General features: G+C 39.5%; 13 protein-coding genes. 8 read left to right on the forward strand and 5 right to left on the reverse strand.

Annotation, left to right across the window (positions count from 1 at the left end; genetic code table 11):
- Positions 1-97: 97 nt before the first annotated feature.
- Positions 98-688 (reverse strand): HD domain-containing protein, encoded by a 591-nt coding sequence (locus ASE55_RS10300; RefSeq protein ID WP_056218837.1) that lies wholly within the window; start codon positions 686-688, stop codon positions 98-100.
- Positions 689-858: 170 nt separating this feature from the next.
- Here ASE55_RS10300 and ASE55_RS10305 point away from each other — a divergent pair, with 170 nt between their 5' ends.
- The 8 genes from ASE55_RS10305 to ASE55_RS10340 all read left to right on the forward strand — a co-directional run bounded on the left by ASE55_RS10305 (position 859) and on the right by ASE55_RS10340 (position 9,122).
- On the forward strand, positions 859-2,199 hold the full coding sequence (locus tag ASE55_RS10305; protein WP_056218839.1) for a cytochrome P450: 1,341 nt from the start codon (positions 859-861) through the stop codon (positions 2,197-2,199).
- 209 nt (positions 2,200-2,408) lie between these two features.
- Complete coding sequence (locus tag ASE55_RS10310) at positions 2,409-2,738, forward strand: PadR family transcriptional regulator (RefSeq protein ID WP_056218842.1); 330 nt, start codon at positions 2,409-2,411, stop codon at positions 2,736-2,738.
- A gap of 12 nt (positions 2,739-2,750) precedes the next feature.
- Positions 2,751-4,475, forward strand: coding sequence for a PspC domain-containing protein (locus tag ASE55_RS10315; RefSeq protein WP_056218844.1), 1,725 nt, complete (start codon positions 2,751-2,753; stop codon positions 4,473-4,475).
- Positions 4,476-4,785: 310 nt separating this feature from the next.
- A complete protein-coding gene (locus ASE55_RS10320) occupies positions 4,786-5,382 on the forward strand; it encodes a 1-acyl-sn-glycerol-3-phosphate acyltransferase (RefSeq protein ID WP_056218849.1) in 597 nt (198 codons plus the stop codon).
- 61 nt (positions 5,383-5,443) lie between these two features.
- Positions 5,444-5,878: a PaaI family thioesterase gene (locus tag ASE55_RS10325; protein WP_056218852.1), complete on the forward strand. Its 435-nt coding sequence runs from the start codon at positions 5,444-5,446 to the stop codon at positions 5,876-5,878.
- Between the two features lie 212 nt (positions 5,879-6,090).
- Positions 6,091-7,218 carry an RNA polymerase sigma factor gene (locus ASE55_RS10330; RefSeq protein WP_056218855.1) on the forward strand — a complete coding sequence of 376 codons (1,128 nt, stop codon included), beginning with the start codon at positions 6,091-6,093 and terminating at the stop codon, positions 7,216-7,218.
- Positions 7,219-7,230: 12 nt separating this feature from the next.
- Positions 7,231-8,127: a hypothetical protein gene (locus tag ASE55_RS10335; protein ID WP_128414549.1), complete on the forward strand. Its 897-nt coding sequence runs from the start codon at positions 7,231-7,233 to the stop codon at positions 8,125-8,127.
- A 23-nt stretch (positions 8,128-8,150) separates the two neighbouring features.
- On the forward strand, positions 8,151-9,122 hold the full coding sequence (locus ASE55_RS10340; protein WP_056218862.1) for a chorismate-binding protein: 972 nt from the start codon (positions 8,151-8,153) through the stop codon (positions 9,120-9,122).
- Between the two features lie 108 nt (positions 9,123-9,230).
- Here the strand turns inward: ASE55_RS10340 and ASE55_RS10345 are convergent, their stop codons facing one another.
- Genes ASE55_RS10345 through ASE55_RS10360 form a run of 4 tightly spaced genes read right to left on the reverse strand, consistent with a single transcriptional unit; the run spans position 9,231 to position 12,505 of the window.
- The gene (locus ASE55_RS10345) at positions 9,231-9,428 is read right to left on the reverse strand and encodes a hypothetical protein (protein ID WP_056218865.1); all 198 of its coding nucleotides are present in this window, start codon (positions 9,426-9,428) and stop codon (positions 9,231-9,233) included.
- Between the two features lie 4 nt (positions 9,429-9,432).
- Positions 9,433-10,035 carry a MarC family protein gene (locus ASE55_RS10350; RefSeq protein WP_056218868.1) on the reverse strand — a complete coding sequence of 201 codons (603 nt, stop codon included), beginning with the start codon at positions 10,033-10,035 and terminating at the stop codon, positions 9,433-9,435.
- 44 nt (positions 10,036-10,079) lie between these two features.
- Positions 10,080-11,816 carry a BatD family protein gene (locus ASE55_RS10355; RefSeq protein WP_056218872.1) on the reverse strand — a complete coding sequence of 579 codons (1,737 nt, stop codon included), beginning with the start codon at positions 11,814-11,816 and terminating at the stop codon, positions 10,080-10,082.
- A complete protein-coding gene (locus ASE55_RS10360; protein WP_238585036.1) occupies positions 11,816-12,505 on the reverse strand; it encodes a tetratricopeptide repeat protein in 690 nt (229 codons plus the stop codon). The genes ASE55_RS10355 and ASE55_RS10360 overlap by 1 nt, the downstream gene beginning before the upstream one ends.
- Positions 12,506-12,509: the final 4 nt, after the last annotated feature.

Here is a 12,509-nt window from a genome sequence, read left to right on the forward strand (position 1 = left end):
CAGTGGTATAGTTGGCGCGCCTCATGGCAAAGACGGAATCATTATACTTTTTGCCGAATCCAGTAAACTACTCAAACAAAAGATATTAAACGCTAAATTATTTCAAAACCTTTTCCGTTTCCAGGTTTTTGAGCAGCATCAGCTGAAAAGCTTCTCCCAGTTCATCAGAAGCCCTGCTGATGGCATTCTCCAGCATATGGCGGATCTGTTTTTCCGTGACGCCGGCTTCCGTCCAGCTTTTCCCGGAGGTATGGGAATTCAGGATAAATGGCATGATCCGGTCAATGGCGCAGGCAAAAATAGCATCAGGCGTCTGCTCTTCTTCAAATTCCAGCCAGAGGTTAAAAAATTCCGAGCGCAGGGGTTCATCCAGGATACCGAAGATTTGCCGGGCCGCTATCTGTTCTCTTTCAAATTTCCCGATCATGGCTGCTTCATCAAATAAGAAAGTGTCGCCCGCTTCTATTTCCACCAGGTCATGAATGGAAAGCATCCTGATGACCCGCAGCAGATCAATATCAGCCCTGTTTTTGGCATAGGGAAAAAGAATCTGGGCGAGGATAATAATCTGCCAGGAATGTTCTGCCGTATTTTCTCTCCTGCTGTCGTCTGCGTTATAGTTTCTGCGCTGCACATTTTTCAGGGCATCCACGGCGAGGATAAAATCAATTTCTTTCTGTATTTTCATTATGCGTTGTATATGGTTTATTACAGGATCAGTTCAGCATTTGCTGTTTATCTGTGATTCAATTTTAAATCTTTTTTACCTTAAATCCATACAAAAATAATGGTTTTAAGGTAACCGATTTTTACAGCCATGTAAGAGATTAGTCGTAATTTTAATAAAAAATATATTTTATGGAGTCCAAGTTCAATTATCCAGCAGAAATTAAAGGAAGAAGGAAGCTGTATTCTTTGGTGAACGGCGTAAGCAACCCGTTGGATACCATCAGTGGAAACCACCGTATTGCGGGGGACATCTACCGTATCAGGGCTAATTTTACAGACAAAAATTTCATCTTTTCTCAGGACAAAGAGTTTGTGGAATATATTTTAAAGCAGAATCATAAAAATTATTATAAATCCGAAATACAGTCTGTTACACTCGGGAAATACCTCGGGAACGGACTGCTGACCAACAACGGAAAAGACTGGCTTAAACAGAGAAGGCTGATCCAGCCCGGGTTCAGCAAAGTAAAAATTGCCAATCTCGTTTCCATTATGGAGGATGAGATTGATACGGCTTTTCAGCCGTTCGGTACCGGACAGGAAACGGATCTGTATGCGTTTTTTCATTCACTGGCCTTCAGCATTGTTGCTAAAACCCTGTTCAGCTCAGATATTGATAAGAATACGGTAAAAGAACTGGGGGAAATCGTTACGGAAATCCAGGAAGTCTTTGCCAAGGAGGTCCGCCTTCCTTTCTATACCAATATTTTAAAGTTTTTCGGAGTGATAGACCGCAATATTGAGAAAAGCAAAAGAGCAAAAGCAATCCTTCAGAATATCCTGGACAAACGCAGAAGCTCGGGAGAAGAGAAAAATGACCTCCTGGATATGCTCATCAGTGCCCGGTATGAAGATACCCAGCTTCCTATGTCTGATGAACAGCTGGTAGACGAAATGCTGATCCTTTTTATTGCAGGCCATGAAACAACAGCCAATGCTTTGAGCTTCATGTTTTTTGAGATCAGCCGGCATCCGGAAGCTGAAGAAAAACTCAGAAAAGAAATTACGGCTGAAGGGAATACTCTTTTTTCACCGGAAAGCTTAATGAAAAAATCATACACCTCCAATATCATCAAGGAAGCTATGCGGCTTCATTCCCCGGCCTGGGCCATTGACCGGCAGGCACTGGAGGACGACCGTTTTAAAGAGTATTCCTGGCCAAAAGGCACTTTTATCATCCTGTATATCAGCGGGCTCCACAGGAACCCGAAATACTGGGAACAGCCGGATTCATTTATTCCTGAACGGTTTGATGACGAGAATGCCAGAAATTTCGCCTACTACCCTTTCGGAGCCGGGCCAAGGCTTTGTATCGGAGAGCATTTTGCGGTGATGGAAATGGCACTTGTCATCCGCAAATTTTATCAGCAGTTCACTTTTATTTCTTCCCAACATAAGATTGAGAAAAAGGCATTGGTTACGTTAAGGCCGGTCAGCGTCAAAGGAAAAATTATTACAAATCCACTCTGATTTCTCTTTATTTTTATTCTGATTAATTTTTCATAAAAATAATTTAACTGATAATCAATTATTTATGTTATTTTATTTTAAAATTCCACTACTTTGTATTGCATATTACCATTTTAATTACATATCTTTGTAATGTAAAATCGGAATAGGTTCAACTAGCTAGGAACTGAAGTCTGAAATAAATAACTAATTGACAAAACTTATTAAAGATGAATACTGAAAATACCAAAGCGCAAATGCGGAAAGGGATTCTGGAATTCTGTATTTTAAGTCTCATCAATCAACGCGAAATGTATGTTTCTGATTTGATTGATGCACTGAAAAAGGGAAAACTGGATGTAGTGGAAGGAACCCTCTACCCTCTTTTAACAAGATTAAAAAACGGTGAATTCCTTTCTTACCGATGGGAAGAATCCACAGGAGGCCCGCCAAGAAAATACTATCAGATCACAGAAAAAGGAAAACTGTTTCTGGATGAACTTCAGAATACCTGGAATGAACTAACTGCTTCAGTCAACCAAATCACTCAAAAAAATTAAAAAAACAAAGCTATGAACAAAACACTCTCAATAGGACTCGCAGGTTTTTCTTTTACGATAGAAGAACATGCATATATAAAACTCAGCGATTACCTGAACGCCCTGAGAAGCTCACTGGATGCTTCGGAAGCTGATGAGGTAATGCACGATATAGAAATCAGAATGGTTGAAATCTTCAGAGATACCATGGCAAAACGTGAAGTGATTAATGATGGGGATGTAGAAGCAGTGATTGCACAGATCGGGAGCCCGGAAAAAATCGAAGAACAGGAAGAGGCTTATTATTCTGAAAAGAACACCAGAAGAACTGCAGCGGCAGGCAGTGAGTATACGGATAAGAAACAGCTGTTCCGTGATCCTGAAAGACAGAAAGTAGCCGGAGTATGCGCAGGCCTTGCAGCCTATTTCGGAATGGATCTTACAGCGATGAGGCTGATCTGGGTTGGGGCATTTTTATTTCTTTGGGTAGCACCGGGATCTTCATTTCTGGTTATCATCCTGTATTTTATCCTTTGGGCAGTGCTTCCGAAAGCTGAAACCGCATCAGATTTCCTGAAAATGAAAGGAAAGCCTCTGAATTTTGATAATTTAAAGGAAGAATCCAGTAAAATTGTACAGTTTGCCAATGAAACGACCACAAGAGCAGGTGAAATTTATATTGAGAACAAACCTTACATCAATAATGCAGGCAGCGGAGTCTGGAATATCCTGAAATATATTGTAGGCGCATTTTTCGCTATCATGGCAGTCAGCAGTATCATCGGTGTGTTTGTGGTGTTCGGACTGTTCGGGATTGATTCTGATTTCCCGGGAGCCAATGAAATGAAATTTTACTTTGATGAAGACGGATTATACAATGTTTTGGCAGCACTTATCATTATCGGGTCTTTAATTCCTGCATTAATTTTCAGTCTGTTGAGTATTAAGATTTTCTCACCCAAAACAAAGCTGAGAAATATCGGATGGGTTTTAGGCGCACTGTTCCTTACGATAATCGGTCTTGGAACGTACTTCGGATTGAGTATGGCTAAAAGAGAGATGATCTTCAAAGGACACAAAGAAGATACGGAAGAAGTAGCAATCAACACAACTTCAGATACTTTATATGTTGACTCTAAGCAGATTACCATCCCACAGAACTTTACAGCCTATGATGACAACCTTTATTCTGACAGGGTGTCGGTTTACAGAAAAGACTGGATCCATGTAGATGTTACAAGAAAAGCAAACATCAAGACGCCTTATCTGATCATTAAAAAAGAGGCTAAAGGATATAACCTTCCACTGAATGTAAATGTTCCGGTAGAAATTGTCAACAACAGAATCATGCTTCCTAATTTCATCAAGTATGCGTACGAACACAGATTCAGAGATTACAACGTCGATTATGAACTGGTTGTTCCGCAAAATACAATTGTTCTTCCGGTAAAAGACGATGCAATTAATTTTGACGGCGACCTGAATGCAGACGGTATCAATGACAGCGACCAGGAAAAAGACGAGGACGGAAACATTAAGATTGAAAAAAACAAAATTACGGTGAACGGTTCTACCATTGAGTACAATTCGGAAGATGACAATAACGACAGTATTATCATCAACGGCAAAAAAGTCCCGAGCAACAAAGCGGACCAGGTAATTGACTCCATGAAAAACAGCATCAGAAAGATGAAAGGTGCGAATATAGACTTCAATGTAGACGAAGATAAAAACGAAATTACCATAAAGACTAAATAACTCACTGGAGAGAGTGGCAGAAGGTGTGGAGGGATAACCCAACCGTTTGAAATTCACACCCTTCTTCTCTCAAAATAAATTAAAAAAAATCTACATTTAATGTATTATGTAAATAAAAATCTTTACATTTGTGTAGAAAAAATAACCTAGGACACTTAAAAATATTAAATAATCATGGTACAGTTAGCATTAGAAATTGTAATCAAAATCGTAGATTTAATCAGCGGTTTATTTTAAGAGCGATAATATTTCAATATATTTGTAAAGTATAACCAAAGTGGTTATACTTTTTTGTTTTAATCCAAACGATATGAGAAAGCTGCTGGGCAAGCTGATGCTAAAATTAATGGGCTGGAAAGTTGTTTTACAGGGTGATGTAAACAGCCTGAACCGATGCATTCTGGTGGTGGCCCCCCATACCCATAATATGGAATACATCCTGGGCAACCTGGCCTACTGGTCTTTAAACAAGCCCCTGAAAATCATCATCAAAGATGCCCACACCAAGGCATGGTACGGAAGTACCGTAAGAGGACTGGGCGGAATCGGTATTGACAGGAGCCAGAAAAATGACCTGGTGAATTTTGTAGCCCAACAGTTTGCCAAAGATGACTTCAGCCTGGTAATTACCCCTGAAGGAACGCGCAGCTGGGTACCGAAATGGAGAAAAGGTTTTTATCACATGGCACTGGCCGCAAAAGTCCCGATTGTTTTAGCAGCAGGAGATTTTAAACGCAACAGGGTGTATCTGGGCTACACCATTCCTTATGAAAGGATTGCATCGGTACCGTTCACGGAAATCATGCAGGAAATCCAGGACTACTATATCAAAAATGATATTGTGCCGAAAATACCGGCAAACTGGAACCCGAATATCATGGGGAACGAGTCAGAAGTCAAAAGTTAGAAATTAGAAGTTAGAAATTAGATGTTGCCAAAATTACTTATTATCAGTTACTTATACATCCATGTACACAAAAGATAAAACCAAAGCGCAGATATTAGAATTTATCAACAACTGGGGTGAAGAGACCTTTGCCAAAACACTGGACATACAGTTTACAGACATTGATCTGGAGAATGAAACACTGACGGCCACAATGCCGGTATTACCGAGAATCCATCAGCCTTTCGGGATTATGCACGGCGGTGCAAGCTGCGTTCTGGCCGAAACCATGGGTTCAAGCCTGTCCAATATCTTTATTGACGGCGAAAAGTATTGTGGTGTAGGTACCAACATCAATACAAATCATTTAAGAAGCAAAAAGAGCGGAATGGTAACCGCTGTTGCCAGATTCATCAGGAAAGGAAGAAGCATGCACGTTTCTGAAATAGAAATCCGTGACGAGAAAGATCAGCTGATCAGCCACACCACGATGACCAATACGATTATCAATAAATAAGATTCATTTAAAAAATACAGGCTCAAAAAAAATTTGAGCTTTTTTTATGTTACAGCTGCAACCTTTTATTTTTTCTGCATCTTATAATAAAATAACAACCATGAAAACTTTTATTTTAGTTTTTAACCTCGCCTGAAATTAGTGATTACTCATTTTATTAAGAAATAGTCATCCTGCACAAAAACTAAAAATGTGAAACCAACCAATTAATTATGATGCAGCAAAACAGCAACTTAGACTGGCAAAAAGTCTACAGCAGTTACTCCCCGAAACTCCTGGGGATTTGCCGCAGATATATACAGGATATTTACACCGCAGAAGATATTGTACAGGACAGTTTTATCACCGCCATACAGAAAGACCACCAGCTGAATGACGAGAAAGCACTCTTTGCCTGGCTTAAAAAAATTGTAGTCAATAACGCTTTACAGCACATCCGTAAAAACAGCAAAAATACGTTCGTTGATGCGGAACCCTCAGAAATCCCAGATACCCCTTCAGAAATGGAATATCATTTTCAGGAAGAAAAAAATGCCTTCATTTACGATTTTACCAATGAAGAACTGCTGTCTTCCATAGACCATCTTCCCTCCCACCATAAATCGGTTTTCAATCTCTTTTTTATTGAGAACTATTCCCATTCAGAAATTTCTAATACACTGGGAATTACAGTAAATACGTCTAAATCGCATCTTCTCAGGGCTAAAAAATCAGTCCAGAATTATTTACTGAACCATATCGTCAAGCCTGATACCCCGAAAAAGAAAACGGCGCAGCTGCTGGTGATTTTCGGACTTGGCGGATTGCTTTGGGCACGGACCTTTCAAAATAAATTTTCAGATTTCACGGTTCAGCCTTCCAGACCGCTGCAGGTTCCTGCTGATATCAAAATACACCCTCAGTCATTTTCGTCATCAAACAGCACGGCGTGGAAAAAGAAAACGGTAATAGGAAGCACTATCCTGGTGATTCTAATTCTTTCCGTTTTTTTATCAAATCCGGGAAACTCCTTTTTCACAGGAAATAACTCAGCTGATTCTTTAAGACGGCCTCAGGAAAAACAGGTTGAAGCAACGTTCAATTCATCCAAGAAAGATGAAAAAAGTTCAAGCCTGATCTTAAAACCAAATACAGAAGATGAAAGTTTAAATGAAAAGGATTTGGCGGACGTTAAGCAAACAGATATTTTAAAAACCACACCTGTTACAGCACAAAAAGATATTGAATCCGGGAAGAACTCCGCAAAAACAATCCGGAAAGACTCTGTAAAAGAAACACCGGAAAAAGTAATTGTGGTAAAGAAAATCATTAAAAGAGATACGGTTTTTATAGAAAGATAAATGCCCCTGAACATGTTTTTAAGAAAAATAATCCTCTTTTTAGCTTTTGTCACCATAAGTTTATCCTACGCACAGAAAAGAAAGAAAGTGGACACGGTATATGTGTATGAAAATATTACCGTTTACGATACGGTTTACCTTATAAAACCTGTGCAATTTAAACATAAAGATGTCGTTTTTCCGGATATGGAGATCCGGGAGAAATTTTTCGTCCGGAATATCTATAAAGAAGAACTTGATAAACAGCGGGCTAAAAACAGGATCAGCAGACAGAAGCCTCCCCTTTTTGAATATGGCATAGAAGGCGGGATGGGTTTAAAAAGCAGCAGCTGGGTACAGGAACTTTCATCTGGCCGTCAGCAGTTTGGCGAGCATCTCGGGCTCTGGATTTCAAGGACTGTTTTTAACCCTCAATTATCCGTCATGTTTTCCGCTCATCTCTACCACTGGAATTCCACGTTTGATCTTGATGCCAACACGGAAGACACCTACCTGAACGGGTTTTATTTCACGAAGGATAATCAGTCACTGTTATTCCAGCGGTTCAATAATAAACATTTTGAATATGCCGTCCAGTTGAAACTGCTGTATGAATGGAAAAATATCCGTCCGTTTGCCGGGGTTACGGTCAACAGAAACAGCTATACCTTACAGTTTATGACCCCTGAAAATATGGAACTGGATAAACCGGAGGATTTCAAAAGCTACCGTGCCAATCTCGGGTTTTCTTTAGGTGCGCAATACAGGCTTTACAGGCGCATTCTTCTGTCGCTGGAATACCAGCAGCATACCTTAAAGAATCTTTTCTTAAAAAACAGCAGTTTTGATTTTGACATTTTTAAGACTAATAATACCTTTGCAGAAAGAAAAATCAGTGTCGGGATTTCTTATATAATTTCCAGGCGCTGATTTCTGTAAACCTCTTATTCTACATGATTTATTTCAAATTTCCATTCGATGAAAAACTGTATTCCACAGATGAAAGTTCACAGGAAAACCATATCAGTTTCTATTCTTTTGACGGCCTTCATCAGATCAAATGTCAAGGGAATATTATTGAAATAAGTCCTGAAGCTTTTGACAACATTACCATCAGCAATGAACTCCTGTCAACAGATGATAACGGTTACATGGCGGAAACAAAAGAACAATATATACAGAATATTCATCAGGTCATTGATATCATCAAAGAGCATAAATTACCCAAACTGGTGTATTCAAGAAGGAAAATCTTCACGGATTTTAATGGACTGGATATAAAAGAAAGCTTCAAAAACCTGTGCAAATCTTATCCCAATGCCTTCAAATACCTTTTAATCAACGGTGAAAACTCATGGATGGGCGCCTTTTCTGAAGTGTTGGGGAAATTTAATAAAAACAACTGTGATTTTGAAACCATGAGTCTTGCGGGAACGCTTCCGGTTTCAGAAAACTGGTCGGAAAAAGAAATTGAAGAGCAGAAACCGGTAACCAGCTATATCAGGGATATTTTAAATAAATATTCTGAAGGGATTGAAGAATCCGGTACCTATGACCATATTTCAGGGAATATAAAGCATCTGAGAACAGACTTCAGGGTAAAAATAAAAAAAGAAGACCTGGATACTATTATTCAGGAGTTACACCCTACGCCTGCGGTATGCGGGATCCCGAAAGAATTCTGTAAAAAACATATTCAGAGCCTGGAAAAATTTCCACGCGAATTGTACGCGGGATATATTAAAATCGAAGCCGGAGAAACCGTACAGTATTTTGTTAACCTGCGCTGTTCCAAACTCTATCAGGACTCCATTCACGTGTTTGTCGGTGGCGGTATCACAGCCCAGAGCAACCCGGAAAAAGAATGGACCGAAACAGAGCTCAAATCCGAAGCAGTTCTGAAAAATTTAGCTGTATCTAAATAAGATCACTAAATATCTTCAGTGTGTACAAACTGTCTGGGAACTTTTTACAGGCATAAAAAAACCTCTTTCGAATTGAAAGAGGCCTATATAATAAATTATAATTTTAAATTATTTCTTTTTGCCGATTTTACTCCATGTATTCATAACAAAAAGTAAAATAAGACCGATCACCGCACAGGCGATTGAAAATACAAACTTCAGGTTTTCTTCGTCTGCCAGAATATCACTTTGCCAGTTGATAGCATAAAGATTAATGGCGATAAACACGATAAACACTACTAAAAATACTTTATAAAACTTCTGCATCACGTTAAAAATTAATATAAGTCTGCACCAGCTGGGCAAAATTTGCGGTAAATAGCTTAATTGAAATCGCTAACAGGATAATCCCGAAAACTTTCTGAAGAATAGCCAGTGTTGCTTCCCCCATTTTTCGTTCCAGCCACTTCGCTGATTTCAGCACCAAATATACGAAAATTGTATTGAGAATGATCCCAAAAATGATATTTATATCATGAAATTCAGCCCTCAGCGACAGCGTTGTGGTCAGTGTACCTGCTCCTGCAACCAACGGGAATGCGATAGGTACAATAGAGGCTGCCTTAACTTCAGTGGTCTTATGGATTTCGATCCCCAGGATCATTTCAAGCGCGATGACGAAAATAACAAATGCCCCGGCTATGGCAAAGGAATTGACATCCACCCCAATCAGCTTCAGGATTTTATTTCCGACAAAAAGAAAAACGATCATGATCAGACCCGCCGTAATCGAAGCCCTGCCGGCCTCAATCTGTCCGAATTTCTGCTGTAAGGTTACCACAATAGGAACGGAGCCGATGATATCAATCACCGCAAAAAGCACCATAAAACAGGTAACAATTTCCTTTATAGAAAAATCATTAAATACTTCCATGTATTCTTAATTAATAATTTCGCAAAAATATGAAAATAAACTGGTTATTTGCTAATGCGTGAATACAAATTAACAATTGCCCGTAAAAGTTCTTCAATTCCTTCGGAAGATTTTACCGGTGTATATTTCTCTATCTGGATTTTTTGTGAAAGATCTGTATATTCTGCCGCCGTTGCAGCGCCCTGATGCATTTCCAGAAAATCCCTGAAGCCGCCTGCAGAACTTTGAGAAAACTGTTTCCTCACTTCTGTTTCCAACTCATCATAGGTTTTGAAAAATGTATCATAATCCTGATTGTCTTTCAGATTCTCCAAATAACTGAAATAATCGTGGATATCAGTTTTATGCTGTTCCCTTATTTCTTTTTCCGTTTCCGATACTGATCCTAAAGATTTTGAAGGTGCGGTATTTTTAATTAATGCACGCTTTTTTTGCCAGTTTTTAAATATCAGATAGGCTAAGAAAAGTCCGGCTAAGATGAAAAAATTGATTAACAGAATATTCCAGTGGAACTTGCTTTTTTCTTTCACTTTAAAAGAAGTGGTTTTAAGTACCGGTGTATTTACCGTTTCCAGCAATGTATTGGTATACTCGTTTACCTTTTCTACGGTAGTCTTGGCATCCATGATTTCTTCATGAGAAAATGCATTGACCGATAATATTTTCTCACCCAGGTCTATATATTCCTTGCTGGACGGATCGAAGAATGCGAAATGTTCTGTTCTGATGGCAATTTCCCCGGCTTTTTTAGGAATAATAATATAATTGGCGGCAATCTCCCCTTTCATTCCGGTCAGGCCTGCCGTAACCCGGGAAGTAATCTTTGGGGCAAAAACTTCATAATCCGGTGAGGCTGCAATTTTCGGCAGTTCAAGGTTTTTTAAGTTCCCTTCGCCGCTTACTTTTACCAGCACATTCATCGGCTTCTTAATTTCAGCTTTTTCTTTTGACGTGTTTACGAAGCTTACCTTGAAATTCCCGACAGCATTTTTAAAACATTCCGGTGCATCTTCCGGAAGTTTTTTAACGTTGATCTTGACTTTATTGGAAACAATTTTATTTTTACCGGAAAAAGAATTTACCGATGCGGAAACACCCGGCACGTCCACATAACCTGCTTCATTCGGGAACACCATAAATACCGCCAGAATCTGTGAGGCCATATTTCCGTAGTCTGATGACGGATCAATTTCAGATTTTGCAAAGCTTACCGGATAAACATCAAGGTTATCCTGCTGGGGAAGACGGATGTTTTTAACCCTTCTGAAATTGTCCATGTTTTTGGAGTACACTTTCAGAACTGCAATGGCAGGCTGGTCCTGATACACCTCACGGTCTTCAATCTCCATATTTAAATAGACGTCTTTTAAGTTGGCTGCTACAGCTTTCTTTTCAACATCTTTTATGAAGACTTCAAACGGCTCGGTTTTATAGATTTTATTATTAACAGTTACCAGGAATGAACCTACTTTTACTTTTCCTTTCTGCTTCGGCTCAAGAGCCAGCCTGGTAATGGATTGTGAGATAACGGTATTGGTTTCAGGATCTACATAGCCGTTGCTTACGGATCCGCTTCCGATGATGTTGAATCTTGACAGATCGGGTGAGCGCAGAGGAGTCTGCTGGGTATATTCCCCGCCGTTCATTTCAAGAACAATGGTGAGGTTGATGATCTCTTTCCCGCTGTAAGTTGTTTTATCAGGATTTACAGAAATATTTACCTGTCCGTAAGAAATTACGGATAAAAAAAGGAATAGTATGTAAAGGGTTCTTTTCTGCATCACCAGTCTTTCTCGTTGCTTTCGGGCATCGAATAAGAATTTTTGTTTAAAATTCTTTTGGCGGTTTCTTTCTCTTTGTCGCTTACTTTATTGAGTATTTGATTTTCAAGTCCTTTCGGGATTCTGGTCTCATTATCAGATTTTTGGTTAGGATCATTCCCCTGGCCTTTGCCCTGGTTCTGCTGCCCCTGTCCCTGCTCTTTCTGCTCTCCCTTCTGATCATCATTCTGCTGCTGATCTTTACCGCCTCCTCCTTTACCGGAGTTATTCTGCTTTTGTTGTTTCTGTTCGTTTTCTTTTTCTTTCAGTTTGGCAATTTCATAATTCTTCCTCGTTGCTTCACTGTAAGGATTCTGTTTCAGTGACTGCTTATAAAATTCGGCTGCCTTTTCGGGCTGTTTCGTCTGCATATAGGCATTCCCCAGGTTATGAAGTGCCGCAGATTTGTCTGAAAGAGTCTGTGAAAACCGCTGTGCCTTTTCAAACTCCGCCTTGGCTTCTTCGTATTTCTTGCTTTTATACAGTGCATTGCCCAGGTTATAATGGGCTGTAAAATCTTTGTCGTTGGCTTTTATTGCCTGCAGGTACTTAGCAGTGGCCCCATCATAATCTTTCCCGTTGAATTTTTCATTGCCCTCGTACACGAGTGTCCTGTAGTTTTTCTGGCCAAACAGAAAACCTGAACTCATGAAA

Source organism: Chryseobacterium sp. Leaf201 (genome assembly GCF_001421435.1).
Classification (GTDB): domain Bacteria; phylum Bacteroidota; class Bacteroidia; order Flavobacteriales; family Weeksellaceae; genus Chryseobacterium.

Bases quoted from the DNA above. Each gene is read 5' to 3' on its own strand.
- ASE55_RS10300 (WP_056218837.1), bottom strand. From the start codon at position 688: ATGAAAATACAGAAAGAAATTGATTTTATCCTCGCCGTGGATGCCCTG.
- ASE55_RS10305 (WP_056218839.1), top strand. From the start codon at position 859: ATGGAGTCCAAGTTCAATTATCCAGCAGAAATTAAAGGAAGAAGGAAG.
- ASE55_RS10310 (WP_056218842.1), top strand. From the start codon at position 2,409: ATGAATACTGAAAATACCAAAGCGCAAATGCGGAAAGGGATTCTGGAA.
- ASE55_RS10315 (WP_056218844.1), top strand. From the start codon at position 2,751: ATGAACAAAACACTCTCAATAGGACTCGCAGGTTTTTCTTTTACGATA.
- ASE55_RS10320 (WP_056218849.1), top strand. From the start codon at position 4,786: ATGAGAAAGCTGCTGGGCAAGCTGATGCTAAAATTAATGGGCTGGAAA.
- ASE55_RS10325 (WP_056218852.1), top strand. From the start codon at position 5,444: ATGTACACAAAAGATAAAACCAAAGCGCAGATATTAGAATTTATCAAC.
- ASE55_RS10330 (WP_056218855.1), top strand. From the start codon at position 6,091: ATGATGCAGCAAAACAGCAACTTAGACTGGCAAAAAGTCTACAGCAGT.
- ASE55_RS10335 (WP_128414549.1), top strand. From the start codon at position 7,231: ATGTTTTTAAGAAAAATAATCCTCTTTTTAGCTTTTGTCACCATAAGT.
- ASE55_RS10340 (WP_056218862.1), top strand. From the start codon at position 8,151: ATGATTTATTTCAAATTTCCATTCGATGAAAAACTGTATTCCACAGAT.
- ASE55_RS10345 (WP_056218865.1), bottom strand. From the start codon at position 9,428: ATGCAGAAGTTTTATAAAGTATTTTTAGTAGTGTTTATCGTGTTTATC.
- ASE55_RS10350 (WP_056218868.1), bottom strand. From the start codon at position 10,035: ATGGAAGTATTTAATGATTTTTCTATAAAGGAAATTGTTACCTGTTTT.
- ASE55_RS10355 (WP_056218872.1), bottom strand. From the start codon at position 11,816: ATGCAGAAAAGAACCCTTTACATACTATTCCTTTTTTTATCCGTAATT.
- ASE55_RS10360 (WP_238585036.1), bottom strand. From the start codon at position 12,505: ATGAGTTCAGGTTTTCTGTTTGGCCAGAAAAACTACAGGACACTCGTG.